Source organism: Phragmitibacter flavus, from assembly GCF_005780165.1.
Taxonomy (GTDB): Bacteria; Verrucomicrobiota; Verrucomicrobiia; order Verrucomicrobiales; family Verrucomicrobiaceae; genus Phragmitibacter; species Phragmitibacter flavus.
The window spans coordinates 1-26,342 of the sequence record NZ_VAUV01000012.1 but is presented as its reverse complement, the minus strand read 5'-3'; the positions used below and the strand labels follow the sequence as shown (position 1 = coordinate 26,342).

Below are 26,342 nucleotides of genomic sequence, written 5' to 3'. Positions count from 1 at the left end.
ATGTCAACTAAGGATTCAAAAATGCGCCGATTACCTTCATGGAGTTGACGCCACAAATTGCGCCGTCAGACCTTCCACTTTGATGTCTTTTCCGCCGCCAGGTTGACGGTCAAGCACCAGCACCTCATCGCTGGCCAACCTTTGGAGCCGGGTGTTCCATAACATGACCGTTGCCTTGCCACCGCGTTCCGCAGCAATGCCTTGGGCCGGAACGGTGACTGCGATGTAAGTCGAAAGATGGGCTCCTGCCGACGCCATCAACACCTCACGATCCCGCGTGCTGCTCACCGGCACCTCTCCCGTTGGAGGGGTCGCCGATTCCGTCGTCAGTCCACTTGAAACCGAGTGGTTGCTGACTCCTCCAATCGAACGCCATGCCGTGTCCAACGAAGCCAGCTCAGCCGCCGCCTGTTTCTGCAAGGCCACCATCGCCTCCGCCTTCTCCTTCTCCAAACGCTTCACCTCCACAACTGCGGGATCAACCACAACATCGACTTGAGGCTTGACCTTGGGTTTCGGCTCCGCCTTGCTCGCTGTCTTCGCGGGCCGGGCCGTCGCAATTTTCTTGTCGTAGGTCTTCTGAGTGGACTGAATCTTTTTCGCCGAGTTCGAAGTCACCTGCGCACGCCTCTCGACATAGGCCGGCTTGACCATGCGTGCCACCACCGCACGAGCCTTCTCCTCAGCAATCGCCTTCTGCCTCTCACTCGCTCGATATTTCGCCAGCACGACGACGGCACCCAGCAACTGCACGCCAGTCCCCTCAGCCCCTGCCGAATAATCCAACCCCTCACAACTCGTCAAACATAAGCACGGACCACCTACCATGCTGGCACCGACCAGCACCGCGCACAGTTGATGAAACTTTCGAACTCTAGCTTTCATGTCGTGACAACACCGGCACCTACAAATCCGCCGACCCTACCCTATCAAAATCAAAACGCATACTGCGTGCCGATCCCAAAGAAGAAGCTCGGCTCGGTAATCCCATTGGCACCCAACTCGGTGAACGCTGTGGTGATGTTGATGCCGCCCGCACGCCACTGAATCCCGAAGCCATAAGGCGTGCGATCACCAAGATCCTTGTCATCCGTGGAAACCTCGCCCACCAAATACAAACGCGCAGGCAACTGGATCTCCATCGCCACATAACCCACGGGACGATCGCTCTTGTCCGTCGTTGGACCGTCCTCCAACCAGGTCTCACGAATCCCCGCATGGAAACCCACCGACTTCACAAAACCACTCTCATCGCCAATCGGCAGCCTTTTGTAAAAAGCCGCAAACGCATTGTAACTCTCGATGTCGCCGTGAAAGCTGTAATACCCCACGCTGAACTGCGGCACGAACCCCTCGTCCTTCAAAATCCGCGCCCGCACCAGCACCCCGCCGCTGATGTAGTCGTCCACAATCTCCTCCGTGCGCGCCGTGAACAAACCCGCCACCTCCAGCCAGTCCGTCACCCCATAGGCAAACATCGCCCCATGCGTCATCCAGGGTTTGCTGTCGTTGTTGGGAAGGAAAAAGCAATACTGCGCCGTGAACGCATGCTGCGGCAACGTGGCCGAAGTCGGGTTGATCACCACCCCTGATGGACGCTGGATCGTCAACAAACCCCGACCCGCTTCATACGGAACCTCTGCTTCGATCGGCGTCACAATCGCCTTCGAATCCCCGGCCTGCACTGAAAAACCACCCATCAAAATGACCGCCGACAGAATTGCTTGTGGGATGTTCAATTTCATAATGGCGCAAAGTTTGCCACCTCCACCAGTCGTGAGCAAGAAAAGGTTCACCACGGTGCCGAAAAAAGTCACTGCCTCCGTCGCCCGCACAATCAACCCTGCCGGTAGCATTTCCCACCGCCCCCGCACTTGTGCCCGCCCCACCTCTACTCTAACCTTTAGCCATGCCACAGCCGCTCCGATTCGCCCACTTTGAAGTGCTCATGCGCTCGGACGGTTCGCCCCACATGCTGGGCCAGGGTGCCATGGGCGCCACATACAAGGCCCTCGATCAACATCTTCTTTCCCTCGCCGTTGTCAAAGTTCCCTCCGTCGAACTGCTCGGCTACCCCGCCGCCCGCCAGCGTTTTCTTCAAGAGGCGCAGATGATGGCCCGCCTCCGCCACCCCCATGTGGCCAACGTCTTCTACTACGGCGAATCCTCCTCGGGCCCCTTCTACGCGATGGAGTTTTGCGACGGTCCGTCCCTCCATGACTACGTCGACCAGCACGGCCCCTTCGAAGTCCAGGACACCTTTCGCCTCGCCGTCCAGGCCGCCGCCGCCCTCCAGGCACTCGAATCGCACGAGCTCATCCATCGCGACCTCAAACCCTCCAACATCCTCCTCACCAGCGACAGCACCGGCGGAGCCCACGTCAAACTCATCGACTTCGGCGTCGCCCGCGAAGGCACTCCCACCGACACCGGCGGACTCACCTTAGGCGGCTTCATCGGCACCCCCGCCTTCGCCAGTCCCGAACAACTTCTCGAAGCCTCGCATCTCGACTCCCGCTCCGACCTCTACTCGCTCGGTGCCGTCATGTGGTTCTGTCTCACCGGCAACCCACCCTTCCTCGGCTCCCAGTTCGAGATCATGTTTCATCATGTGAACACGGAGCCCGACTGGCGTCTGCTGCCAGAAATGCCCGAAGCCAGCCTGACCATCCTCAAACGGCTGCTCGCCAAATCCGCCGAAGAACGTTACGCCTCCCCCGCCGCCCTCGTCCAGGCCCTGCAAAACCTCCTCGGCATCGCCGCCGCCACCGGCAACACCCTGCAGCTTCGCACCAGCAGTCACGACAACGAAAGATCCGGCCTCGGCGGCTACGAACCCATCGAAGTCATCGGCAGCGACGACTTCGGCAAACTCTCGCTCGCCCGCGACATCCTCACCGGCAACATCGTCAACCTCCGCGAACTCCCTCCCGAATTCGCCCAGAAACAAGGCCTTATCCTGCGCCTTCAACGCCTCGCCGCCGTCCTTCGTCCCCTCGACCACCCCCGCTGGCAACGCCTCCTCCATTTTGAACACACCGGAGCTGAATGCCGGCTCGCCACCGAACGCATCTCCGGCCCCACTGCGCTCCATCTCCTCAAAGCCCACCAGCAGCTTTCCCTCGCCCACATCCTCCCGCTGCTCACCCAGATCGCCGAAGCCATGGACTTCGCCGCCAGCCAGGGCCTCACCGCCATGGAAACCGCCATCGAGCGACTCAGCATCGCCGTCGAAGGATGGGACAAGCTCACCGAGCCCGAACGCAGCGCCCTTCTCCGCCGCCCCCTCAAAGATTGGACCAACTGGAGCGTCAAAGTCTGCCCCCTGCGCCTCAGCAACTCCACCCAGGACTACGTTCTGCCCTCCGACAGCCAGGCCGCCCAGGCGATCACCCGGCTCTCCACCGACTTCATCCAGCTCTGCTACCGGCTCCTCACAGGTCAGGGTCGCAGCGGCAACGCCTACATCCCCTCACCCTCGCTCACCGCCGAAAGCAACGACTTCTTCGAACGCCACTTCACCGGTCAACGCCCGCAGACACCGCAAACCTGCCACACCCTCCTCCGCCTCCTCTGCGTCGCCGAAGGCATCCCCGCCCCCCAACTTCCCGAAGACGAACTCGAAGACCCCTACGCCACCCGACTCGTCACCCGCCGCGCCGTCGGTCCCGCCAAATCCAAACCCAATCCAAATCCCCCCGCCCCCAGCGTCGCCTTCACCTCCTCCCCCGACGACGCCACCACCATCGCCCCGCGCGGGCCTTCTGGTTCTGGAGGCAGCAGTGGCCTCACCGGCCTCAGCGCGTTGATGGACTCCGACACCTTCATGGCCGCCGCCGGAGCCCCCGTGTCCGACCGCATGCGCGACCTCGACAAACGCCGCGCCGAACTCGATGCCGAAGCCGAACGCCTCCGCGAAGACGAACGCGTCCAGGCCGAACGCGACTGGATCGCCCGCGAACGCGCTGCCCTCGAACAGGCCCGTCACGACGTCGCCGCCCACGAACGCGAACGCGCCCAGCGCCTCGCCGACGAACAAGCACGCCTCGCCGAGCAAAAACAACAACTCGAACAACAGCAGGCTCTCCTCGAAGAAAAACGCCGTGAACAACAGCGCCTCGAACAGGAAATCCAGCTTCGCGCCCAGCTCGACTTCCAAAAACTCCAGGAGGAAGCCAAAGCCCGCGAATCCGACCTCCAGCGCCAGCGCGCCGCCGTCGAAGAGGCCCTGCAAGCCCGCGAACTCGACTTCCAGCAACGCGAAAAACTAAGCCTCGAACGCATCGAAGCCCTCAAAAACGAAGCCGCCCAGCTCGAAGAAGAAGTCCAGCAGGAATACCTCACCGTCCGCCAGCTCGAAGTCCAGCAATCCCGCCGCGTCCAGGAAGAAGTCTTCGCCGAAGAACTCGCCAAAGAAAAACTCGCCGTCGAAGAACGCAAACTCGAGGAAATGCGCCAGCAGCTCGAACAACGAGCCAGCGAATTCGACGAGACCAAAAAAAGCCGTCTCCTTATCCTCATCCTCGGCAGCCTCGGCGCCATCATCCTTGCCACCACCGCCGCCTACTTCATCAAAGGCCGCATCGAACTTCAGGCCGTCGACTTCCGCGAACTCACCGGCAGCAAACAATGGCAGGCCCTCCAGCAGGAACGCAACAGCGCCAAAGAAAACCAGCAATGGGCCAGCCTCCTCGCCTGGTGCACCGCCGCCGAAGAAACCCTCCGCACCAGCCCCGAAAGCAAAGACGCCGTCGAACGCTACCTCAACGAAATCTATCTCGACGCCGACCGCGCCATCACCGGCCTCCTTGTATCCCCCGAGCAAATCCCTCCCTCAACCTCCCCCGACCGCAACAAGCTCATCGACCAGCTCAACAAAACCAAACCCTGGCCCCTCGACAAACAACGTCACCTTCTTACCGCCAAACTCCTCATCCCCGCCGCCACCGCCACCGGCCAGCAATCCCAAGCCATCGACCTCTACCTCGCCGCCATCAAAGCCTCCCCCGACTACGCCAAACCTCTCGCCCCCGAACTTGCCGCCATCCTCGACACCATCCGCCAGCAAATGCTCGCCCGGCAAATCGCCTCCCACCAGCCCATCCTCGACAAACTCGAACAACTCCGCGCCTCCAGCCCTTCCGAAACCGCCCCTCCCATCAACCTCCTCGCCCACCAACTCCACGCCGACCAGGCATTCCGCGGCTCCAACTACATCCAGGCCCTCAACCTCCTGCTCGACGCCGTCCAGACCAACTCCAACTGGACCACCGAACTCAAATCCCAGGCCACCGACATCATCGACCAGCTCAGCCAGCTCCAGCCCGCCGCCATCTTCCCCATCTTCAAACAAATCGAACTCGCCGCCGAAACCTGGAAACTCCCCCAAGCCTGGCTCATCCTCGCCCAGCACTCTGAACCCGACACCGCCTTCCGCTACTTCAAGCTCGCCGAACAAACCGGCAGTCAAAAAGCCATTGCCTACGTCGGTCGCGCCCAGCTCGACACCGGCATCGCCCAGAACAACCCCCAGCTCATCGAACAAGGCATCACCAAACTCAAATCCGCCGTCGACGCCGACGATCCCGACGCCATGGTCCTCCTCGGCGAAGCCTACTTTGCCGGACGCGGCGTCACCGCAGACCCTCAGCAATCTCTCGATCTTGCCACCCGCGCCCAGGCCAAAAACCATCCCGGTGCCGACTACCTCAAAGGCAAAGCCCTCCTCTTTCTCGGCGAAACCACCGGTGAAGCCGAGCACTTCGACCAGGCCACCCAACTCCTCCAAAAAGCCGTCGAAGCCAACCAGCCCAACGCGAACTTCTTCCTCTATCAATCCTACTTCAACGCCGTCAAAAAGAACCCTCAGCGCGCCCTCGACGCCCTTGAGAAAGGCGTCATCGCCAAAGACCCCCTCTGTCTCTACACCCTCGGCATCTGGCACTACGCCGGCCAGCCCCCCGCAAAACTCGATCAAACCCGCGCCCGTCAACTGATCGAACAAGCCGCCAGCCTAGGCCACCCCTCCGCCACCAAGTGGCTCCAACAATACCCCAAGTAACCCCGGGAGCGCCGCCGTCCCGAGCGACCATCAACAACCCCGCACGAAGTGCCTAAAATAAATGTCCCGCTTCGCCAACTCCCGCCCCCCTACTTCTCCCCATCTCCGGCCATCCCCAGCTTCTTGCGCTTGCGATACAGGGTCGCCTGATCAATCCCCAACACCTCAGCCGCCGCATGCAAACTGGTCGTGCGCGAAAGCACGGCGCGAATGTGTGAGGTCTCCAATTCCTCCAAAGAAATCAAATCTCCCACCACCGCCCCACCGGTCATTGCCACGGGTTGATTGCCCGTCACCGAGTTCGGCAAATCCGACGCTTCGATCTCCTTACCCTGACTCAAAATCACCGCGCGCTCAATCGCATTGCGCAGCTCCCGCAAATTCCCCGGCCAACCATGGGCCAGCATGCACGCCCTCGCCTCCGGCGAAAAACTCCGCGCCTTGCGGGCGCACTGCTTCGCGAAAAACAATAGATACTTCTCCGCGAACCGCTCCAAATCCCCCGGCCTCTGGCGCAGCGGCGGCATCTCCACGGTGATCACATTCAGACGATAAAACAAATCCTCACGAAACGTCCCATTCGCCACCGCCTCCGACAGATCTCGGTTCGTCGCCGCAATGATGCGCACGTCTCCCGACCGCGTCACGTTCTCCCCCACGCGCTCATACTCGCGATCCTGCAACAGCCTCAACAGCTTCGGCTGAATCTCCAGCGGCAGCTCCCCAATCTCGTCCAAAAACAAGGTCCCGCCCTCGGCCGCCTTCACTTTGCCCCAGTGATCCTTCATCGCGCCAGTGAATGCGCCACGAACATGACCAAACAATTCACTCTCCAACAACTCCTTGGACAAACTCGGACAGTTCACCGTGATGAACGGCTTGTTCAAGCGTCGACTGCGATCATGCACCGCCTTCGCCACCACACTTTTCCCCGTGCCGCTTTCTCCCAGAATCAACACCGAAGCCGGCGTCTCTGCCGCACGGAACAGCACGCCAAACGCCGACTGAACCGGCGCTGAAGTCGAATCAAAAATATACTCCGGTGCCTGACCCGCCACCTGCGTCTCCAGCTCCACCACTCGCTCCGCCAGCAGCTTGTGCTTCTGAACCCTTGCCAGCACCATGCTCAACTGTGCATGCGTAAACGGCTTCTCCAAAAAGTCCATCGCGCCGCGCCGCATCGTCTCCACCGCCGTGGTCACCGATGCCGCCGCCGTAAACACCACCACCGGCACCTGTGGATATTGCTTCTGCAATTTCTCCAGCACATCCAGCCCGTTCTCCGCGCCCAGATTCATGTCCAGCAGCACCAGATCGTAATTGCTCTCCTTCAGCGTCTCGAACGCGATCTCAGGATTTGCCGCCGACTCCGCATAATGGCCCGCGTCCTCGATCAACTGCGACGTCACGTCGCGAATGATTTTCTCGTCATCAACAATCAGAATATCCATGTGCAATCAAAAATAGAAACCTACCACCTTCCACCCAATCAGCAACCCTCGCCGACTGCGGCCCCAGCTACGACCCCACCACCGGCAGCTTAATCACAAAACAACTGCCGCGCTCCACCGATTTGTTCAAAGAAATGATCCCCTTCATGCCCTCCAGCAGCCGTTTCACAATCGACAATCCCAACCCCGTTGAAGGCTCCCCACCGGTCGGCCGCGCACTCAATCGCGCATAACGACGGAACATCTTCTCCTCGTCCGATGCTGTGAAGCCCGGTCCGTCATCGATCACCGAAAACTGCACCCATCGACCCGGCCCGTTCGCCGTCGCAAGTGTCAGCGTCCCGCCCGATGGCGTGAACTTCAGCGCGTTCGAAACCAAGTTGTCCAACACCCGTGTGACCGCCTCGGCATCCGCCTGCGCCACCACCGGTTCCGAAGACAAATCCAGCACCAGCGCAATGTTCTTCGCCGCCGCCATGGCTTCGTGCCGTGCGGCCGACCCTTTGATGATCAATCCCAAATCCACCGCCTCACTCCGCAACTGCAATCGCTCGGCCGACTGATTCGCCAAAAACTCCCGCACAAACGCGATCATGCTGTCCGTCGACTGAATGATGTTGCCCACCATCTTCACACACTTCTCCGGCAGCTCGGCCTCCCGACTCTGCAACAGGCCCGCACTCATGCGCATCCCCGCCAGGTGATTCTTCAAGTCATGCGCCATGATGCCCAACAGCTCATCCTTGTCCTCCGCCAGATGACGCAACTGGTCCCGTGCATGCTTCAATGCCAGATGCGCGCGCACCCGCGTCAGTAACTCCGCCTTGTTGAACGGCTTCGTCACATAATCCACCCCGCCCGTTTCCAGTGCCTGCACGATCAGGTTCTTGTCATCCGCCGCCGAAAGGAAAATGATCGGGATCTCCGCCAGCTCAGGCATCCCCTTGATCTGTCGGCACACCTCCAGGCCATCCATCTCCGGCATCAGCACATCCAGCAAAATCAGATCCGGCACATGCGCCTCCAGCCGCTTCAGAGCCTGCACGCCACTCGACGCAGGAATCACCTCGTAACCCGTCATGGTCAGCACCGTCCCCACCACTTTCAGGTTCTGCTCCTGATCATCAACAATCAGAATCGTATCACGGCCATCAGAGACAGAGGGTATAATCATGGATGATCCGAATTCGAAAGCATTTCAATTTCCTTAATACATTTGGGGAACGCCTGCAAACCATTCTCCAAAGACGACAACGAAAATGAGTCGATGTCCGCCAGCAACCGTTTGGCATACAGCTCCAAAACGCTGCAACGCGAGGTGCGCCCCGTCTCCAGCAAGTTGGTCGCAAACGCCCGCACCTCTGACATCAGCATCCCGTCGCGCACCCCCGGCCAAACCTCGACCTCAATCTCCCTCAACCTCCCCGCCAGATTCCGCCACTCCGACCGCTGCCCTTCGTCCAGCACTATCCCCGGCTCCACCACATACTCCGACGGTGCCTCCACCGCATCCACCCGCGCAATGAACTGCGCCAGCTCCAGGTAAAGCTGCAATCTCGAAAAGGGCTTGCGCACATACCCGTCAAACGAACTCCGCAACTGACGCTCATCCTCCGACAAACTCGACGCCGTCACCGCAATCACCGGCAGCAAACTCAAATCCTTCTTCGACCGAATCGCCCGCAACGCCTCCCGGCCATCCATCACCGGCATGCGAATGTCCATCAACACCACATCCGGCAGCTCCCGCCCCACCTCGTCCACCGCCTCCCGTCCATTGGTGGCAAAACGCAGTGTGTGCCTCGACCCCTCAAAAATTCCCTTCAACAATTCCCGGTTGGTCTCGTTGTCGTCCACCACCAGAATCTTGCTCGGCTGCAGGTCATCAAAATTCACCTCCGCATCCCGACCGCCCTGAACCAAAGGCAGCCTCGCCGACACCGTCACCCCGGGGAACTCAAAATGGAACTGCGTGCCCTTGCCCACCTCACTCTTCATCGACACCCGACCGTTCACCAGCTCCGTCAGTCGCTTTACGATCGTCAAACCAAGACCCGTGCCATGATTACGCTTCGATCCCGACACCTCCTCCACCTGAATGAACGGCTGGAAAATGTCGCGCTGGAACTCCGGCGCAATCCCCCGCCCCGTGTCGTCAATCTCCATGTGTAAATCCAAGCGGCTGTGGGTCGCCTCCCGTCCATCATCCGCATAAAACCGCACCTCCACCTTGCCTGAATCAGTGAACTTCAACGCATTGCCCACCACATTGATCAAAATCTGCCGCAACCGCACCCCATCCAGCAACAGCGAATGCGGCAGCTTCTCATCCACCTCCACCCGCAGCATCACGCCCTTCTCCGCCGCCTGCTGACCAAACAACTGCTGCACAAACGCCCCCAGATCCCGCACATCCATCGGCTCCTCCTTCAATTGCATCATCCCCGCCTCAATTTTTGAGAGATCCAGGATGTCATTGATCAGCTGTAGCAGCGACCTCCCGCCCGTCAGAATCGACTGCACATATCGCTTCTCCTTTTCCGACTTCACCTCCTCCTCCAGCAACTCGCCAAATCCCAAGATCGCATTCATCGGCGTGCGAATTTCGTGACTCATGGTCGCCAGGAACGTGCTTTTCTGCTGGTTCGATTCCTCCGCCCGCTTTTTCTCCATCATCAAACGCTCCTCGCGTCTTGCCCGATAGTGCGCCTCACGCAAAAGGAACAGCGCCACCACCCCCGCCAGCAAGGCCATCGCCCCCGTGGAGATCGCGCTCACGTAACCCCAGCGCAAATCCATCTGCATCGCCCTCGCCCCCTTTTCGATAAATACCTCCTGCTCGTCCACGACCTCTGAAATTCTCACACGGATGGCGTCCATCAATCGCTTGCTGTCCGCCTTTTGCATCATCTGCAATCCCGCCTCGATCCCCTCACGACGCCTCACCACCACCGTCTCCGACATCGCATCCAACAGCTGCCTCATCGACTCCCCCACGGCCTTTGCCTCCCCATCGCTTTTACCCGCCTTCGTCGTCAGCTCAGACAATCGGCTCACCATATCAGGCAGAGAACTCTTCGCCCGTTCAAACGGTTCAAGATACTCCTCAACCCCCGTTAGCAAATACCCCCTCTGCCCCGTTTCCGCGTCCTTCATCAACGACAAAGTGCGCTCCCACTCCATCCGCAATTCCAGCGTCTCCTGCATCACACGAATGCTCCGGTGCATCTTCGACCACGTCACTGCCGTCAAAACCAGAGCAGTGACCGACATTGCCGCCGCAAAGCAAACCGCAATCGTCCGGGCGTTGTGAGAAGGCGTCGTCAAGCTGTTCATTCAAACCCCAAACGCTCAAGTTGGCAACTGGGACGTTAAACATCAACGCTTCGTGCAATTCGCCCACAGCCATGTGCAAATTGCCTTGGAATGATGCCATCTGCTCTGTGGAATCGACCCCCATGAAAACCCCTAATCCACTCATCCTCAGGTAATTGCACCAACAGGATCTTCACTGGTCCCATCCCTGCTATGTTAAGGTGTATGAAGAAATATTTTTCCCTTGAAGATCTGCTGCGCGAGCAATTGCGTGACCTCTTCAATGCTGAGGAGAATTATAATCGGCACCTCGCCAGCTTCATCACCACGGCGACTTCGATCAAGCTTCGCGAGCAACTCAAAACCGTCGAGGGAGTGACTCGTCAAAACATCAAGCTCCTCGCAGAAATGTGCAACGAACTTGGCGTCCCCCCCCAGGGAGTCACCTGCGAAGCCATGGATGGTCTCATCCGCGAAGCGAAGGACACCACCAGTGACTGGGGTGATACTGCCACCATCGACGCCGCCCTCATTGCCAACGCCCAGCGCATTGTGCATTACGAGATCGCCGGCTTCGGCACCGCCAAAGAGTTTGCCCGCGTGCTCAGTCACAAGACGATTTCCAAGACTCTCAACGAGATGTTGCAACGAGCTGTCACGACCGATCAAGAACTCACTCGAATCGCCACCGGCGGCTGGTTCAACTCGGGCATCAACAACGAGGCTGCTGACGTCGCCGCCTAGTCTCTCTTTGTTCAATTCTCATCAATCAATCAGTTCATTTAAACTCTTCTCCATTCCAGCCTGAAGGCTTCGAACGGGAATCCAAACCAGAAAAAAACAACCCACAACCTACCAAATACCATGCTTCACTACGCCATCATTTTCCTCGTTGTCGCCCTTATTGCCGGAGTTCTTGGCTTCGGCGGAGTCGCCGGAACCGCCGCCTGGATCGCCCAAGTTCTCTTCGTCGTTTTCCTTGTGCTGTTCATTGTCTCCCTTATCACCGGACGCAAACCCAAGGTCTAGTCAGTCATAGTCACTAGCCCTTTTATCAACCTCATCCACCGACCAACAGCCCCGTCTGCCTGGTCGGTTTTTCGTGTTAAGAAACGGCGGTGGCAGTGATGTAACAACCGTCGGTTCGGATGTCTTGTTTGCATCCGAAATTCACGTCCCAACGGGACGACTCATAATAGCCCGGCACAAGGTGCCGGGTTCGGGCGGGCTGATTTGAGCGTCCTGTGGGGACGCCTCATGCAGAGCCGCGATCGCTCCTCCCCTCGCATAAAGCGTCCCTACAGGACGCCATCCCCATCATGACCACCACCCGGCACTTCGTGCCGGGCTTTTATGAGTTGTCCCGTCGGGACAAAAACCCTTTTCGAACACTCCCCACATTTTAGCCCGCGGGTAAATTGGTATTCAAACCCGAACACTCCCCTCTACCCAACCCTGCGATTAAACGCCACGCACTCCTCATACTTCACTCCGCTGCCACCAAAAATATCCAAAGCACTGCCAATCGTCACGTCGATCTTCCCATCACTCAACCGGTCGACCAGCTTCAAATCCTCCAACGACCTCGCCCCTCCCGCATAAGTCATCGGCAACCCGCACCACCCCGCCAGATGCACCACCAGATCTTCATCAATCCCTTCACATTTGCCTTCCACATCCACCGCATGAATCAAGAACTCCGCGCAGTAAGGCGACAACCGCCGAAAGGCCGCCTCATCCACCTTTAGATCAGTCAGCAACTGCCACCGATTCATTGCCACGCGCCAGCCTCCTTCGTGCGCCTTGCAGCTCAAATCCAGCACCAACCGATCACGCCCCACCACCTCAGCAATCGTCTCCAACTCCCGCTCGTTAAACTTCCCGTCCGCATCAAAAATCGCACTGGTCACGATCACGTGACTCGCACCCGCCTCGAGATACTTCAACGCATTCACCGCCTTGATCCCGCCCCCAATTTGCAATCCTCCCGGAAACGCCTCCAACGCCTGCAGCGCCACCTCCTCATTGCCACCTCCCAGCATGATCACATGCCCGCCCGTCAAGCCATCCTCACGATATCGATGGGCAAACCACGCGGCCGACTGATCACTTACAAAATTCTCCTTGGGCCCCGCCCCGATGTCTTGCAGCGTCGAGCCCACAATCTGCTTCACCTTGCCATCATGAAGATCAATACAGGGACGAAAACGGGTCACAATGGCGTAGAGGTTAAAGCGTTAAATAGACAAAAGTAGTTACGAGCCAAGGTCATCAAAAAGCCACCAGCTCAACTCATTTGATCGGTGTTTATCTGTGTCCATCTGTGGTTAAAAATCAAACCCCTGTTTCACCATTTTGAAGACTTCTATTCAAAACCACAGATGAACACAGATAGACACAGATAACTGCCCCAACCAAATAGGCGTCGGTTATCCTGAGATAGAGGAGGTTGGGCCCGATTTTGATCGCTGCCGACATATTCAATTCACCGCCCTGATTCTTTTCCGCATCTTCGCTCCCAACTCATTCACCACAAAAAACGGCGCCCACTTTCGTGCGCGCCGTTTTCCAAAAACTAATCGACCGAATTAACGGGAGTAAAGCTCAACGACCAACTGCTCGTTACAGAACACTTCGATCTCTTCGCGCTCAGGAGCACGATTGACAGTTCCGGTCTTGTTGTCGCGATCAACGGTCGCCCAGTCAGGAGTGATCACGCCTTGAGTAAGATCAAGGAAACGATTCACCAACTGCTGCGAACGCACGTTGTTTTTCACCGCGATCACATCGCCAGGTCCGCAAAGGTAGCTGGCCACGTCGACCGATTTGCCATTCACCGTGATATGACCGTGGTTGACCATCTGACGGGAAGCGAAACGCGTGTTGGCAAAACCAAGACGGTAAACGACGTTGTCGAGACGAAGCTCAAGCAACTGAAGAAGGATCGTGCCGGTCACGCCTTTGCGACGAACCGCTTCAGCGAAAACGCGACGGAATTGTTTCTCAAGAACGCCGTAGGTGAAACGGAGTTTTTGTTTCTCCGCAAGGGCGGTGCCGTAATCGGAAAGTTTGCGACGGGTGTTGCGAACGCCGTGCTGCCCGGGTGGGAAGTTGCGGGTTTCAAGCGCCTTGGAAGGGCCAAAAAGGGCGACTCCAAAACGACGGGCGATTTTTTCTCTAGGACCAGTGTAACGTGCCATGACAGTAAAAGGTAAAAACTAAAATTCAGACTAGACGCGGCGCGCTTTTGGTGGACGACAACCGTTGTGTGGAACGGGGGTCACATCTTTAATGATCGCAACGTCGATGCCAAGAGCTTGAACGGCACGAACGGCGGATTCACGACCTGAACCAGGTCCCTTCAAACGAACTTCAGCTTCACGCAAACCGTGGCCCATGGCCTGACGGCAGGCATCTTGCGAAACCACCTGGGCGGCATACGCGGTGCCTTTACGGGAACCTTTGAAACCCATCTTGCCAGCGCTCGACCAGCCAATGACATTGCCATTGCGATCGGTCACGGTGACCAGGGTGTTGTTGAAAGTCGCGGTGACATGAACGATACCGCTGGAAACGTTTTTGCTCCCCTTGGCTTTGATGACCTTGGGCTGCTCAGTGGCACCGCCATCAAGGCTCAAGAACACATCATTGATGGTCTTTTGTTTTTCTTTTTCAGGAGCTGCAGGTGCGGCTGCTGGAGCGGCGGTTGCAGTTGCTGGAGCAGCAGGAGCCGCGTCGGTTTGGGGAGCAACCGGAGCCGCTTCTGCGACTGGAGCGGTTGGCTCAATGGTGTTGTCTTGTTCTTCGGCCATGATATTCAGGGAAAAATTAGAACGTCTTCACGACATCCTTTGACTCTTATCAATCAAATTAACAAAATTAGACTTTGCCGGTTTTGGCATTCGGGTTGCGCTGCACGCCGACGGTCTTACGCTTGCCTTTACGAGTGCGGGCATTGGTTTTGGTGCGCTGGCCACGGACAGGAAGTCCACGACGGTGGCGGGTGGCGCGGTAGCAGTTGATGCTGCTCAAACGCTTCAAATGGGCGCCAAGCTCACGACGAAGGTCGCCTTCAACGATGATGCCTTTGGCGGCGATCACACGGCTGATTTCAGCAAGCTGATCGTCGGACAATTCGCCAGCGCGAATGTTAGGATCAACGCCGGTTTCAGCAAGGATCTTCCGGGTGAGGGAAGGGCCAATGCCATAAATATAAGGGAGAGAAGCTTCGATGCGCTTCTCATTCGGGATTTCGACTCCAAGCAGACGTGCCATAATGCGTTTTCGGTGACGGTTATACGAGGTGGTGAAGATTAGCCCTGACGCTGCTTATGGCGTGGGTTCTTGCAGACAATGCGCACGACCCCACGACGCCGAATGACTCGGCAGGTTTCGCACAAACGTTTTACAGAAGGACGGACTCGCATGGAAATAACAGATAAAGTGGCTTACCCACCCGTTGGCCACAGTCATTGTGGGGCGGAGGGGAAGGATGTTTAGCAGCCAAGAGCTGAAGTGCAAGGGGAAAAGCCAAATTTTTCACCCTTCTTCATCATCAATTCCTCAGCGCCGACCAAACGAAGCGATCGAGATGCTTAAGATGCCTGAAGTAGTTTCTCGATGTATGCCCGTAAATCACCTGCAATGTCCTCGCGTTTCATGCCCCATTCAACATTCGCTTTGATGAAATCGAGCTTGTTGCCAATGTCATTCCGACGCCCGTCATATTTCACGCCATACAACGGTTCTCTCGTCATCAAAGACGCCATCGCATCCGTCAGTTGCAACTCTCCGCCCTTCCCTTTCGGCGTCTTGTCCAGCTCATCAAAGATGGACGCCGTCAGCAAATACCTCGCCGAAACCGCCAGTCTTGATGGTGCCGATTCCACCGAAGGTTTCTCCACAAACACCTCCCCCTTGATCACTCCCGGCCGAACTTCCGCCCCGCCCAAAATCCCATACCGGCTCACCTTCTCCAGCGGCACCTCCTCCAGCGCCACCACGTTACCGCCGAATTCCTCCTGCACATCCATCAACTGCCGAAGCACCGGTTTCGCTCCCTCGCCCGGTGAAACCAATGCATCACCCAACAACACCGCAAATGGTTCATCCCCTACGTGATCCCTTGAACAACGGATCGCATCCCCCAGCCCGCCCATCTTGGGCTGAAACACATAATGAATCCGCGCCAATTTCGACAATGCCCGCAACTCTTCCAGCAACTCGATCTTGCCCTTGGATTCCAGATCCGCCTCCAGCTCAACGTTCGTCATGAAATGCTCTTCAATCGCCCGTTTGCCACGACTGATGATCATCAAAATGTCCGTGATCCCGCTGGCCACCGCCTCTTCCACCACATACTGAATCACTGGCTTGTCCACCACCGGCAGCATCTCCTTCGGCACCGCTTTGGAGATTGGCAAAAAACGCGTGCCAAAACCAGCAGCAGGAATCACAGCTTTGCGAATGGGTCGGGATTGGGAAATCATCGCTCCCTCTATAAATGCCGCCCCGCCCCTGACAATCGCAATTTTCCATCGCTCGCAAGCCCCTAAAATTTGGACTACGTTGGCAAGCCCTAGGGCGCGACACCGCTTTCGCCATCTCCCAACGCCGCCAACCACCCCTCGTTTCGACTTCCCACTTCCGACTTCCGACTTCCGACTTCCCACTTCCCACTTCCCACTTCCCACTTCCCACTTCCCACTTCCCACTTCCCACTTCCCACTTCCCACTTCCCACTTCCCACTTCCCACTTCCCGCCCCCCACGAAAGAGTTATTCACTTTGCCACCCCAGTAACGTTTACTTCCACAGACGAATTCTGTTATCATCACCCCAAAATCCGTCGCCGCCCGCCATGCACCTTTCCCGCTTCATCATCCTCACGCTCTGCATCCTCGTCCTCCCCGCCAACCTGGTGCTCTCCGCCGCCAACGATTCCGGTGACTCCGGCGACAAAACCCCCACCCCAACCGAACCAACCACCAACAACGACTCGGTCGTCATCCCCAAAGTCGCCCCCGTCGCCAAATGGACCTTTGACACCCCCGACTCCAAACCCAAGCCCGGCACCCTCGAAGGCAAAGCCGCCATCGCCCCCGCCGGTCCACAAACCCCCACCTATCCCGCCTTCCCCGCTGGCAACCAAGCCGCCACCTTCACCGGCAAAGACAGCTCCATCCGCGTCAAGGAATCCGAACTCCCCGACGACAATCTGCGCTTCAAACAAGGCGAAACCATCACCATCGAAACCTGGGTTCAATCGGCAGACATCGCCAACGGCCGCTACGTCTACCTCATCGGCAAAGGCCGCAACAAAACCCCCGGCCTCCCCTCCGAAAACCAAAACTGGGCACTCCGACTCAAAGGCGAAAACGGCGAAGCCAAACCCACCTTCCTGTTCCGCAGCCGCACCACCAGCGGCGAGGAAAACTCCCATCGCTGGGTCGCCAAAGATGGTTTCACCCCCGGCCCCGGCTGGCACCACGTCGCCGTCACCTACACCTTCGGCAAACCCGACAGCATCAGCGGCTACATCGACGGCAAAAAAATCTCCAGCGGCACCTGGGACATGGCCGGAAAAACCACCGCCCCACCCGTTCACGATGCCGACGACATCCTGATCGGCACCGGCAATGGCGGCGGACCCGGCAACACCCTGAATGGAGCGCTCGATGAAATCGCCATTTACCGCAAATCCGTTCCCGGCACCACCCTCGCCCAGCGCTTCCAGTTCATGCCCCCGCCCCCCACGGTCGACCCCGCCACCATCCCTGACGGCAAAGTCCTCGTGCAAATCTGCGAAGAAAACATCCCCAGGAAAAACGCCTGGCCCGATCATCCACCACAGCCCACCGAGACCTACCAGGAGTCCGCCTTCGGTTTCTTCGAACTCCCTCAGAAATACATCGATACCGGCATCCGCGCCGACCGCCCCAACCCCTCCGTCATCCGCGCCGCCGCCAAGGTCGAAATCCCTGTCGGCAAACATCGTCTCCTCATGCGCGGACGCGGCGCCGCCCGACTCCACATCAACGGCAAACAAACCCTCACCACCCCCTTCCCCAAAAACAACACCAGCGCCCACAACCTCGTCAGCGAACAGGACAAATTCCTCGACCTCGGCGATCCCAACTTCCGCTGGGTCCAACCCGGCGACAGCGAAGCCTGGATCGAATTCGAATCCCAAGGCGGCTCACACCTCATCATCTACGAGCAAATGGTCGGAGGCATGGTCGGCAGAAGCAACCGTCGACCCGAACTCGGCGAATCCATCGTCGCCATCTCCCTCCAAGGCACCCAAACCTGGCAACTGCTAACCCCCGGCACCCAAAGGATCGACTACCCCGATACCGCCATTCCCGCCTACCGGAACGCCCAACTTGCCCAACTCACCACCCTCAACCAAAAGCGCCGCGCAGAGCTCCGCCAGCAGCACGCCCCTTACTGGAACAAACGCCGCGAAGCCGCCCAACAATACCTCACCAGCACCAAGGACATCCCCGTCCCCGCCCCCACCCCCGACTACCCGGCCAACAACGCCATCGACCACTTCATCAACTCAAAAATCGCCACCGTCGCCACCCAATACACCAAAGCCAAAAAAGACGGCGTCAACTTCTACCGCGAAGTCCTCCCCATCCTTGAAGCCAACTGCTACAGCTGCCACCAAGGCACCAAAACCAAAGGCGACCTCGTCCTCGACAACCTCGCCTCCGCCCTCATCGGCGGCGAATCCGACGGACCCGCCATCACCCCCGGCAAAGCCGCCGAAAGCTCCCTCTTCCACCGCGTCACCACCACCGACGAAGACTACATCATGCCCCCCAAAGGCCATCCATTGACCGCCGAACAAATCGACATCCTGCGCCGCTGGATCGACGAAGGTGCCGTCTGGCCCGAACTCAATGTCGAACGCATCGAACTCACCGACACCACCTCCGACCTCCACTTCCTCCGCCGCATCACCCTCGACACCATCGGCATTCCCCCCACCCTCAAAGAAATCGAAGCCTTCCTCGCCGACACCTCCAAAGACAAACGCGCGGCAACCATCGACCGCCTCCTCGCCGACCCCCGTTGGGCCGACCGCTGGATGGGCTACTGGCAGGACGTCCTCGCCGAAAACCCCAACATCCTCAACCCCACCCTCAACAACACCGGCCCCTTCCGCTTCTTCCTTCACGAATCCCTCAGCGACGACAAACCCTTCGACCTCTTCGTCACCGAACTCCTGCGCATGCGCGGCTCCAACCGCTTCGGCGGCCCCGCCGGCTTTGGTATCGCGTCGCAAAACGACGTCCCCATGGCCGCCAAAGGCACCATCGTCTCCACCGCCTTTCTCGGCATCGAAATGAAATGCGCCCGCTGCCACGACTCGCCCGCCCACGAAAGCAGCCAGCAGGACCTCTTCGAACTCGGTGCCATGATGCAAAAAGCCTCCCTCGACGTCCCCACCACCAGCAGCGTTCCCATCGACAAACTTCACGAAGGCGGCCGCAAACCGCTCATCCAGGTCACCCTCAACCCCGGCACCAAAGTCGACCCCGCTTGGCCCTTCGAAGACCTCATCCCCGCCGCCCTCGCCGACACCCTCGCTGAAACCCCCACCGACACCCGCGACCGACTCGCCACCCTCATCACCGCCCCTCAAAACCAGCGCTTCGCCCAGGTCATTGCCAACCGCGTCTGGAAAGAACTCATGGGACGCGGCATCATCAACCCCGTCGAAGACTGGGAAAAAGGCAAACCCACCCATCCCGAACTCCTCGCCTGGCTCGGACGCGAATTCACCCGCCAAAACTACAGCCTCAAAAACCTCTCGCGCCTCATCTTCAACTCCCACGCCTACCAGCGCGCCACCGACCCCGCCCTGCGCGAAGCCAGCCCCCTCTTCACCGCCCCCGCCCCACGCCGACTCTCCGCCGAACAAATCGTCGACTCCGCTTTCGCCGCCACCGGCAAACCGATGCGCACCGAAGAAATCAGCCTCGACATCGACGGACGCCGCGACATGGGCAGTTCCCTCAACCTCGGCCTTCCCAACCGCGCCTGGGAACTCACCAGCACCTCCAACGAACGCGACCGACCCAGCCTCGCCCTGCCCCGCATTCAGGCCATCAACGACGTCTTGCAAGCGTTCGGCTGGCGCGGCTCACGACAAGATCCCCTCAGCACCCGCGACCTCTCCCCCAGCGCCCTCCAACCCGCCATCCTCTCCAACGGAACCATGGCCATCTGGCTCACCCGTCTCAGCGACGACCACGGCATCACCCAGCTCGCCCTCAAAGACCAGTCCGTCGAACAACTCATCGACACCCTCTTCCTCCAACTCCTCACCCGCAAACCCACCGCTGAAGAGCGCGAAACCTACATTGACTACCTCAGCCAAGGCTACGACACCCGCATCTTCACCGGCTCCATCCCCGTCGCTCAGCCCAAAGAGCGCCGACCCGAAAAATACGTCACCTGGACCAACCACCTCGACGCCGAAGCTAACGTCCTTCGTCAGCAACAAGAAGTCGCCGCAAGAAAAGGCGATCCCCCCACCAACCGACTCACTCCCGAGTGGCGTCTCCGCATGGAAGACACCCTCTGGGCCCTCCTCAACGCCCCCGAAACCGTCTTCGCCCCATAACCCAAAAAACAGATCCAATCTTCCGACTTCCCATGAACCGCCGCCACTTCCTCCGCTCCACCGCCCTGGCCCCCTTCGCTCCCGCATTCCTCAGCGCCTCCTCCGCCACACCAAAACTCGGAAAAGCCCAACACTGCATCTTCATCTGGCTCGGCGGTGGCATGGCCCAAATCGACACCTTCGATCCCAAAGTCCACAGCCCGTCCAAGGTGAAACCCCGCGCCGCCGGCTCCGACTACCCCTCCATCGACACCAGCGTCCCCCACGTCCGCGTCACCGAGCACCTCGCCAAAACCGCGAAGCTCATGGAGCACATCACCGCCGTGCGCACCGTCAACCACGCCGTCATCGACGAACACGCCATCGCCACCAACTTCGTCCACACCGGACGCCCCGTCAGCGGCAACGTCACCTATCCCTCCATCGGCTCCATCGTCGCCCACCAACGCGGCGCCGCCAACCCCCGCGTCCCCGCCTACATGCTCATCGGCTATCCGAGCGTCAGCCGCGGCCCCGGCTTCCTCGGTTCCAAATACGGCAACATCTACCTCGTCGACACCGAAGCCGGCCCCTCCGGTTTCACCCGACCCGAAGACGTCGACAGCGCCCGCATGGCCGCCCGCGAGAAACTCCTGAAACCCCTCCAGGCCAACGTCGCCCAGGCCGCCGCCATTGCCGAATACGAAACCGCCCAACGCGAAGCCCTGCGCCTCGCCGGACCCGAGTTCATGCGCAACTTCAACCTCAAAGCCGAACCCGCCGATCTCCGCAACGCCTACGCCGGCGAATTCGGTCAGCGCTGCCTCCTCGCCCGCCGCCTCATCCAGGACGGCGTCCGTTTTGTCGAAGTCTCCCACAACCCCGGCTTCGTCAACGGCACCGGCTGGGACACCCACAACGACGGCCAGCTCCAACAACACATCCTCATCAAGGAACTCGACGCTGTCCTCTCCACCCTGATCACCGACCTCGAATCCAAAAAGCTCCTCGACAAAACCCTCATCGTAATCGCCACCGAATTTGGCCGCCCCCCCGAGTTCGACGGCGGCGGCGGACGCGGCCATCAAGGGAAAGCCTTCACCATGGTCCTCGCCGGCGGCGGACTCAAACACCAGGGAGCCTACGGCGTCACCGATGAACTCTCCAAAACCGTGGTCGAAAACCCTGTCTCCGTCCCCGACTTCCACGCCACCATCCACGCCGCCATGGGCATCAACCCCTATCACGAGCTCATGGACGCCAGCCGCCCCATCCCCATCACCGACGGCGGCCACCCCATCTCCGCCCTGTTCTCATAATCCCTGAACCCGGGAGCGCCGCCGTCTCGTGCGGTCATCACCAAAACCCGTGCGAAGCGCCTCAACGTAAAAACCTTCCCCACCCGCCTCCACATCCGATCAGCAATCCCCACCATCGGATCACCCCCATCGAAATCCTTCGCATCGCATGTCATCCTAGGGCTCTCCGCGCCGAACTCCGTAGCGCCCCAAGGCGAGATTATGGCATCCGCCACCGTAGCGCCAACGGCGCGGCCCATGACAGCCTTGGGCAACGCCCAAGGTGGGGTGGCAGCAATGGCATAGGGCTGAAAGCCCGCTCCACCGGCGTTTCGGTCCATGGCATACCTTGATGCCTTCCGACCATAGCCGGTCGTAAACCGCGATCGATCATCTCCCTCCCCACCAATACACCCCCAAATACCTCGACACCCACTCCCACATCTACCATCACACGCGATAGGGTATCCTCACCATCGGATTCCCCACATCAAAATCCTTCGTATTGCGCGTCACCAAAATGCATCCTTGACAATCCGCGCACGCCAGAATGATCGCGTCAGGCAACTTAAGCCGTTGTGTCCTTCGATAACCAACTGCCTTCATGGCCACCTCCATCGATATTTCCACAGCCTTCATTGAAGCAAACAAGGCCTTCGCAGCCTGCCGCTCATCCTCATTGCCTGCTCCACACATCACCTCCATCCATGAGATCATGGAATAAAAAATTCGTCGTAGAGCTCCAACTCCCGTTTTGCCTGGGGAAGCCCTTGAAGGTAATCAATCAACACATCGCTATCGAACAACGCCTTCACCGATCCCACTCCTCACGCATTTTATCGACCAACTCTCTCGAATCAACTTTCTTCTTCTTCCAAGCTCCAAACGCCTCATCCCGCCCCCGCGCGCTTTTCTCAACCAGCATCGCCGACAACGCCCTTCTAATGGCCTCAGCCCGCGAAATCCCCTCCCGCGCGCACATCGCACTCAACGCCCCCAATTGTTCATCCGGTAAATCCACAATTGTTCTCATGATAACGTCATCATATATCATGATCCCGCAGCGTCAACCTCACACCCCCAAATACCTTGACACCCGCATCCGCTCCGCCACCAGCAGCGCTCCAAACCGCACATAATCCTCCTCATGCGCCCCACTCACCAGCGCATGCCGGTAACTTTTCCAATGCGCCATCTCATGCACCGCATTCTCCATCCGCAACGCATGCCGTTCCGCGCTTTCTGAACCCCGGCCCGTCAGCCTCCGATCCAACTCTTCGACACTCGGTGGCAAAATGAAAACATCCGCCAAACAACGCTGGATCACCTCATCCTCGCACTCCCTCACCTGCGCCGCCCCCTGCACATCGATGTCCAGCATCACATCCTCCCCCCGCAACAACAACTCCGTCACATAACTCTTCAGCGTCCCATACAAATTGCCGTGCACCCGCGCCCATTCAAAAAACTCCCCCTTCTCCACCCGCGCCATGAACGTCTCCTCATCGAGGAAAAAATAATCCCGGCCATTCACCTCCCCCACCCGTGGCGGCCTCGTCGTGCATGACACCGAAAACACCGCCTCCCCATCACGGCACAACCGCCGGCACAATGTTGTTTTGCCCGAGCCCGATGGACCCGACACCACCAGCAACACCCCAAGCCTCAAATCCGGCATCTTAATCTCAGTCATCATTGCATTAAAAAATCCCTCAACTTTACTTTCCTTTGCCCACCTTCACCATGATCGGCTTCGCATAGTCCAGCCAAAGCCGCTCCAACAAATCCGCATCCGGCGCTCCATCCATCACCACAAAACGGTAATTGGAAACATAAGTCGTGTCCGACGCAATCGCCCAATCCCCACCCTGTGACGGAGCCACGCTCAACTGCGGATGTTTCGGATTCAACCTCAACGGCTGTGGAAACCGAAAATTGTCTGGATGAATCAACACCACCATCCCCGTCTTCGCCCCTTCCACATCGCCACCCAAATAAACCCATTTCGCATTTGTCGCATCGCCCTTCTTTCGATCATCCCCGTTCGACGTCAGCATCACCACCGCATCTTCCGCATCCCAGGCCCGATTCCCCCGCACGCCCAAACCGCCGTAATGATACTTTGGCAGCTTCAGCGGCTCCGCCCCCGCCGTCGTCTGCACCGAGTTAAAATCAAACAACGTCAGCGCCACCGGCTTCATTATCGGACGATACACCCGCACATTCCAAAGCTCTCCCAACACCTCTTTCTCCGTCCCGCTGGTATGATCCAGATGCCGGTGCGACGAACCAAAACCGCCATACACCGGTCCGCCCCACGACTCATGCAACGCATCAAACCGCACCTCTCCCGTCAGCTTCCCCGACTTGTCCTTGCCCATGTTCCAAAAATCCGGTGACCGACCTTCAAAACTCGTCTTCGTCCACGCCATCCAAATCCCCCGATGATGTTGATGATCCGCCGGATAATCCGCCGTCACCACCTTGCCACCCGGACTAAACACCGGATGCAGATACGCCCCGTGCGAAAAAATCTCCGATGTCCCCTCCGGCACCTTCGAAGCCCCCATTTGATAACTCAACAAGGGCCCGCCTGCTCCCACAAACGCCAGCACATCCCCCTCCACCTTTGCGATCACCTGCTCCGTCGCCTCCTCCATCGAAGCCGGCGCGATTTCATACACCTTCGACTCCCCCTTCGCCAGCTTCGGCTCCACCATCACGCCCCAACCACTTGCATCCACCTGCAACACCGTCTGCACGCCCTCCGACTTCAACCCATAAATCCCCGCACTCAATCCCGGCACCTCAAACCGCACCGGACTCTCCACCCTATCGACATCTCCCGCCGAAACCGTGATCTTCCTCGGCGCATCCGGATCAGCCGCCAACAACGACAAAGGCCCCACCAAAGCGCCCAACAAAAAAACCGTGCGAAAACTCATTCAATGTTTTGCACCTGTTCACGGATTTTCTCAAGCTCCGTCTTCGCCCGCACAATCAACTGCGCCAGCGGCGCATGATTGGCCTTGCTGCCCATCGTGTTGAACTCACGAAACAATTCCTGCGCCAGAAAATCCAGCGACCTCCCCACCGGCTCCCCGCTTTCCATGTAAGCCCGAAACTGTCCGATGTGACTCGCCGCCCGCGTGATCTCCTCGGAAATATCACAACGATCCGCAAACATCGCGATCTCCTTCACCAACCGCTCATCGTCCAGCGGCAAAGGCAATCCTGCCTCCTCCAGCCTCACCCGCAACGCATCCCGCAACCGAACCACCGCCTGCGGTGCCAGCACCCCCGCCTCGTCCAGCATCCCCTCCAGCAACGCCAACCGCGCCAGCATGTCCACCTTCAGATTCGCCCCCTCTGTCCGCCGCATTGCCAACATCTGAACCAACGCCCCCTCCATAGCCTTTTCCAACAACGGCAACGCCAGCTCCGCCGACCAGCTCGACTGCTCCAAAACAAACACCCCCGGCCACCGCACCGCATCCGTCGCCGTCACCCCACCTTCCAATCCCAGCGACGCCCCCAGCCGCGTCAACGAATCCGCATACTGCCGCGCCAGATCCTCATCCACCTTCAACTTCGTTGCCGACCCCACTCCGCGATCCGCCACAAAACTCGCCTGCACCCGACCCCTCGAAAGCCGCTCTGCAATCTTCCCGCGCAACCCCGCCTCCAGCTCCCCCAGTTCTCTCGGCAACTGCACCACGATCTCCAACTGCTTGCGATTCACCGAACTCACCTCCGCACGCCAAACCACTCCATCCGCGATGGCCTCACCCCTTCCAAAACCCGTCATGCTATGCATATCCTACCACCTTGAAGCAACATCCCCCACCCGCAACCTCATTCACGCCCCTCAACTCACGTCGCCGACAACTATTCTCCAAGGCGCTCCCCATACTCGACATTATTTACTTGGTTTAATGCCTAGACTAATCTTCACCATGGCGACTACCGTTAACATCCACGAAGCCAAAACCCATCTTTCGCGCCTTCTTGTGCAGGTCGCGCGTGGTGAAGAAATCATCATCGCCTAGAATGGCGTTCCACTCGCAAAACTCGTCTCTACAACTCTTCGCCAACCACGGCAACCCGGTCGCTTTCGAGGTCGAGGTCTAATCAGCAACACCGACGCCTTGTTGCAACCCATGTCAGAGACCGAACTACAACTGTGGGAGGAAGGTCATGCTTCAGATCCCTTGCGGTTCCCCATTTCTGATCGCTCCGATTCATGAGGTTGCTGCTCGATTCCCCCATCGCGACCCGTTCGACCGAATGATCGCAGCACAAAGCATTTCCGAGGAGTTGACGCTGGTCACCATCGATCCCGCCTTCCAAACCATTCCAAACCTCCGACTTCTCTGGTGAGAGTAGTCATTGATTCATCGATCACCCCCTCCATCCGATCTCCCCACCTCATTTCATCTTTGCGTTCTTTGTGATCCCTTGTGGCAAAAACCTCCGCATTCCGCATTCCGCATTCCGCATTCCGCATTCCGCATTCCGCATTCCGCATTCCGCATTCCGCATTCCGCATTCCGCATTCCGCATTCCGCATTCCGCATTCCGCATTCCGCATTCCGCATT

Annotated in this window: 24 protein-coding genes and 1 pseudogene; 7 read left to right on the top strand and 18 right to left on the bottom strand. The window is 58.7% G+C overall.

Annotated features, from left to right (window positions below):
* Positions 1-36: 36 nt before the first annotated feature.
* Positions 37-885, bottom strand: coding sequence for a hypothetical protein (locus FEM03_RS16390; protein WP_138087369.1), 849 nt, complete (start codon positions 883-885; stop codon positions 37-39).
* 50 nt (positions 886-935) lie between these two features.
* Positions 936-1,745: a hypothetical protein gene (locus FEM03_RS16385; protein ID WP_138087368.1), complete on the bottom strand. Its 810-nt coding sequence runs from the start codon at positions 1,743-1,745 to the stop codon at positions 936-938.
* Positions 1,746-1,909: 164 nt separating this feature from the next.
* On the opposite strand from FEM03_RS16385, the gene FEM03_RS16380 reads away from it, so the two are divergent.
* Positions 1,910-6,061 (top strand): protein kinase domain-containing protein, encoded by a 4,152-nt coding sequence (locus FEM03_RS16380; protein WP_138087367.1) that lies wholly within the window; start codon positions 1,910-1,912, stop codon positions 6,059-6,061.
* An 89-nt stretch (positions 6,062-6,150) separates the two neighbouring features.
* Here the strand turns inward: FEM03_RS16380 and FEM03_RS16375 are convergent, their stop codons facing one another.
* From FEM03_RS16375 to FEM03_RS16365, 3 genes are all read right to left on the bottom strand, one after another.
* Complete coding sequence (locus FEM03_RS16375) at positions 6,151-7,512, bottom strand: sigma-54-dependent transcriptional regulator (RefSeq protein ID WP_138087366.1); 1,362 nt, start codon at positions 7,510-7,512, stop codon at positions 6,151-6,153.
* A 67-nt stretch (positions 7,513-7,579) separates the two neighbouring features.
* Positions 7,580-8,686, bottom strand: a complete 1,107-nt coding sequence (locus FEM03_RS16370) for a hybrid sensor histidine kinase/response regulator (RefSeq protein WP_240772814.1) — start codon at positions 8,684-8,686, stop codon at positions 7,580-7,582.
* Complete coding sequence (locus FEM03_RS16365) at positions 8,683-10,848, bottom strand: CHASE3 domain-containing protein (RefSeq protein ID WP_138087365.1); 2,166 nt, start codon at positions 10,846-10,848, stop codon at positions 8,683-8,685. The genes FEM03_RS16370 and FEM03_RS16365 overlap by 4 nt, the downstream gene beginning before the upstream one ends.
* A 204-nt stretch (positions 10,849-11,052) precedes the next feature.
* Here FEM03_RS16365 and FEM03_RS16360 point away from each other — a divergent pair, with 204 nt between their 5' ends.
* On the top strand, positions 11,053-11,571 hold the full coding sequence (locus FEM03_RS16360) for a DUF892 family protein (RefSeq protein WP_166442916.1): 519 nt from the start codon (positions 11,053-11,055) through the stop codon (positions 11,569-11,571).
* Positions 11,572-11,691: 120 nt separating this feature from the next.
* Positions 11,692-11,856, top strand: coding sequence for a DUF1328 domain-containing protein (locus FEM03_RS16355; RefSeq protein ID WP_138087363.1), 165 nt, complete (start codon positions 11,692-11,694; stop codon positions 11,854-11,856).
* Positions 11,857-12,272: 416 nt separating this feature from the next.
* On the opposite strand, the gene hisA is transcribed toward FEM03_RS16355, so the two are convergent.
* From hisA to FEM03_RS16320, 7 genes are all read right to left on the bottom strand, one after another.
* The gene (gene hisA, locus FEM03_RS16350; RefSeq protein ID WP_138087362.1) at positions 12,273-13,043 is read right to left on the bottom strand and encodes a phosphoribosylformimino-5-aminoimidazole carboxamide ribotide isomerase; all 771 of its coding nucleotides are present in this window, start codon (positions 13,041-13,043) and stop codon (positions 12,273-12,275) included.
* Between the two features lie 372 nt (positions 13,044-13,415).
* Entirely contained in the window at positions 13,416-14,027 is a 612-nt protein-coding gene (gene rpsD, locus FEM03_RS16345; RefSeq protein WP_138087361.1) for a 30S ribosomal protein S4, read from the bottom strand.
* A gap of 30 nt (positions 14,028-14,057) precedes the next feature.
* The gene (rpsK, locus tag FEM03_RS24800; RefSeq protein ID WP_138087360.1) at positions 14,058-14,639 is read right to left on the bottom strand and encodes a 30S ribosomal protein S11; all 582 of its coding nucleotides are present in this window, start codon (positions 14,637-14,639) and stop codon (positions 14,058-14,060) included.
* A 67-nt stretch (positions 14,640-14,706) separates the two neighbouring features.
* Positions 14,707-15,102: a 30S ribosomal protein S13 gene (rpsM, locus tag FEM03_RS16335; RefSeq protein ID WP_138087359.1), complete on the bottom strand. Its 396-nt coding sequence runs from the start codon at positions 15,100-15,102 to the stop codon at positions 14,707-14,709.
* 38 nt (positions 15,103-15,140) lie between these two features.
* Complete coding sequence (gene rpmJ / locus FEM03_RS16330) at positions 15,141-15,254, bottom strand: 50S ribosomal protein L36 (protein WP_138087358.1); 114 nt, start codon at positions 15,252-15,254, stop codon at positions 15,141-15,143.
* Positions 15,255-15,422: 168 nt separating this feature from the next.
* On the bottom strand, positions 15,423-16,316 hold the full coding sequence (gene galU / locus FEM03_RS16325; protein ID WP_138087357.1) for a UTP--glucose-1-phosphate uridylyltransferase GalU: 894 nt from the start codon (positions 16,314-16,316) through the stop codon (positions 15,423-15,425).
* Between the two features lie 89 nt (positions 16,317-16,405).
* Positions 16,406-16,612 (bottom strand): hypothetical protein, encoded by a 207-nt coding sequence (locus tag FEM03_RS16320; protein WP_138087356.1) that lies wholly within the window; start codon positions 16,610-16,612, stop codon positions 16,406-16,408.
* Between the two features lie 74 nt (positions 16,613-16,686).
* Here FEM03_RS16320 and FEM03_RS16315 point away from each other — a divergent pair, with 74 nt between their 5' ends.
* A complete protein-coding gene (locus tag FEM03_RS16315) occupies positions 16,687-20,466 on the top strand; it encodes a DUF1553 domain-containing protein (RefSeq protein ID WP_138087355.1) in 3,780 nt (1,259 codons plus the stop codon).
* Between the two features lie 32 nt (positions 20,467-20,498).
* Positions 20,499-21,764, top strand: coding sequence for a DUF1501 domain-containing protein (locus FEM03_RS16310; RefSeq protein ID WP_138087354.1), 1,266 nt, complete (start codon positions 20,499-20,501; stop codon positions 21,762-21,764).
* On the opposite strand, the gene FEM03_RS16305 is transcribed toward FEM03_RS16310, so the two are convergent.
* The 6 genes from FEM03_RS16305 to FEM03_RS16280 all read right to left on the bottom strand — a co-directional run bounded on the left by FEM03_RS16305 (position 21,689) and on the right by FEM03_RS16280 (position 25,551).
* Positions 21,689-22,084, bottom strand: a complete 396-nt coding sequence (locus tag FEM03_RS16305; protein WP_138087353.1) for a hypothetical protein — start codon at positions 22,082-22,084, stop codon at positions 21,689-21,691. The two genes, FEM03_RS16310 and FEM03_RS16305, sit on opposite strands and share 76 nt — an antisense overlap.
* Positions 22,085-22,193: 109 nt before the next feature.
* Positions 22,194-22,460 (bottom strand): PIN domain-containing protein, encoded by a 267-nt coding sequence (locus FEM03_RS16300; protein WP_206171044.1) that lies wholly within the window; start codon positions 22,458-22,460, stop codon positions 22,194-22,196.
* Between the two features lie 94 nt (positions 22,461-22,554).
* Positions 22,555-22,776, bottom strand: a complete 222-nt coding sequence (locus FEM03_RS16295) for a ribbon-helix-helix protein, CopG family (RefSeq protein ID WP_138087352.1) — start codon at positions 22,774-22,776, stop codon at positions 22,555-22,557.
* A 39-nt stretch (positions 22,777-22,815) separates the two neighbouring features.
* Entirely contained in the window at positions 22,816-23,439 is a 624-nt protein-coding gene (gmk, locus tag FEM03_RS16290) for a guanylate kinase (protein ID WP_240772813.1), read from the bottom strand.
* Positions 23,440-23,461: 22 nt separating this feature from the next.
* Positions 23,462-24,688, bottom strand: coding sequence for a DUF6807 domain-containing protein (locus FEM03_RS16285; RefSeq protein WP_138087351.1), 1,227 nt, complete (start codon positions 24,686-24,688; stop codon positions 23,462-23,464).
* Positions 24,685-25,551 carry a YicC/YloC family endoribonuclease gene (locus FEM03_RS16280; RefSeq protein ID WP_166442915.1) on the bottom strand — a complete coding sequence of 289 codons (867 nt, stop codon included), beginning with the start codon at positions 25,549-25,551 and terminating at the stop codon, positions 24,685-24,687. Before FEM03_RS16280 ends, FEM03_RS16285 begins: the two co-directional genes overlap by 4 nt.
* Positions 25,552-25,699: 148 nt before the next feature.
* Here FEM03_RS16280 and FEM03_RS25845 point away from each other — a divergent pair.
* Positions 25,700-25,789, top strand: a pseudogene (locus FEM03_RS25845) (type II toxin-antitoxin system Phd/YefM family antitoxin); the annotation flags it as partial.
* 241 nt (positions 25,790-26,030) lie between these two features.
* Complete coding sequence (locus FEM03_RS25655) at positions 26,031-26,123, top strand: type II toxin-antitoxin system VapC family toxin (protein ID WP_166442914.1); 93 nt, start codon at positions 26,031-26,033, stop codon at positions 26,121-26,123.
* Positions 26,124-26,342 lie beyond the last annotated feature (219 nt).

Excerpts from the sequence above, each read along its gene's own strand:
- FEM03_RS16390 (WP_138087369.1), bottom strand. The coding sequence starts at position 885 with ATGAAAGCTAGAGTTCGAAAGTTTCATCAACTGTGCGCGGTGCTGGTC.
- FEM03_RS16385 (WP_138087368.1), bottom strand. The coding sequence starts at position 1,745 with ATGAAATTGAACATCCCACAAGCAATTCTGTCGGCGGTCATTTTGATG.
- FEM03_RS16380 (WP_138087367.1), top strand. The coding sequence starts at position 1,910 with ATGCCACAGCCGCTCCGATTCGCCCACTTTGAAGTGCTCATGCGCTCG.
- FEM03_RS16375 (WP_138087366.1), bottom strand. The coding sequence starts at position 7,512 with ATGGATATTCTGATTGTTGATGACGAGAAAATCATTCGCGACGTGACG.
- FEM03_RS16370 (WP_240772814.1), bottom strand. The coding sequence starts at position 8,686 with ATGATTATACCCTCTGTCTCTGATGGCCGTGATACGATTCTGATTGTT.
- FEM03_RS16365 (WP_138087365.1), bottom strand. The coding sequence starts at position 10,848 with ATGAACAGCTTGACGACGCCTTCTCACAACGCCCGGACGATTGCGGTT.
- FEM03_RS16360 (WP_166442916.1), top strand. The coding sequence starts at position 11,053 with ATGAAGAAATATTTTTCCCTTGAAGATCTGCTGCGCGAGCAATTGCGT.
- FEM03_RS16355 (WP_138087363.1), top strand. The coding sequence starts at position 11,692 with ATGCTTCACTACGCCATCATTTTCCTCGTTGTCGCCCTTATTGCCGGA.
- rpsD (WP_138087361.1), bottom strand. The coding sequence starts at position 14,027 with ATGGCACGTTACACTGGTCCTAGAGAAAAAATCGCCCGTCGTTTTGGA.
- rpsK (WP_138087360.1), bottom strand. The coding sequence starts at position 14,639 with ATGGCCGAAGAACAAGACAACACCATTGAGCCAACCGCTCCAGTCGCA.
- rpsM (WP_138087359.1), bottom strand. The coding sequence starts at position 15,102 with ATGGCACGTCTGCTTGGAGTCGAAATCCCGAATGAGAAGCGCATCGAA.
- rpmJ (WP_138087358.1), bottom strand. The coding sequence starts at position 15,254 with ATGCGAGTCCGTCCTTCTGTAAAACGTTTGTGCGAAACCTGCCGAGTC.
- galU (WP_138087357.1), bottom strand. The coding sequence starts at position 16,316 with ATGATTTCCCAATCCCGACCCATTCGCAAAGCTGTGATTCCTGCTGCT.
- FEM03_RS16315 (WP_138087355.1), top strand. The coding sequence starts at position 16,687 with ATGCACCTTTCCCGCTTCATCATCCTCACGCTCTGCATCCTCGTCCTC.
- FEM03_RS16310 (WP_138087354.1), top strand. The coding sequence starts at position 20,499 with ATGAACCGCCGCCACTTCCTCCGCTCCACCGCCCTGGCCCCCTTCGCT.
- FEM03_RS16305 (WP_138087353.1), bottom strand. The coding sequence starts at position 22,084 with ATGGACCGAAACGCCGGTGGAGCGGGCTTTCAGCCCTATGCCATTGCT.
- FEM03_RS16300 (WP_206171044.1), bottom strand. The coding sequence starts at position 22,460 with ATGATCTCATGGATGGAGGTGATGTGTGGAGCAGGCAATGAGGATGAG.
- FEM03_RS16295 (WP_138087352.1), bottom strand. The coding sequence starts at position 22,776 with ATGAGAACAATTGTGGATTTACCGGATGAACAATTGGGGGCGTTGAGT.
- gmk (WP_240772813.1), bottom strand. The coding sequence starts at position 23,439 with ATGATGACTGAGATTAAGATGCCGGATTTGAGGCTTGGGGTGTTGCTG.
- FEM03_RS16285 (WP_138087351.1), bottom strand. The coding sequence starts at position 24,688 with ATGAGTTTTCGCACGGTTTTTTTGTTGGGCGCTTTGGTGGGGCCTTTG.
- FEM03_RS16280 (WP_166442915.1), bottom strand. The coding sequence starts at position 25,551 with ATGACGGGTTTTGGAAGGGGTGAGGCCATCGCGGATGGAGTGGTTTGG.
- FEM03_RS25655 (WP_166442914.1), top strand. The coding sequence starts at position 26,031 with ATGATCGCAGCACAAAGCATTTCCGAGGAGTTGACGCTGGTCACCATC.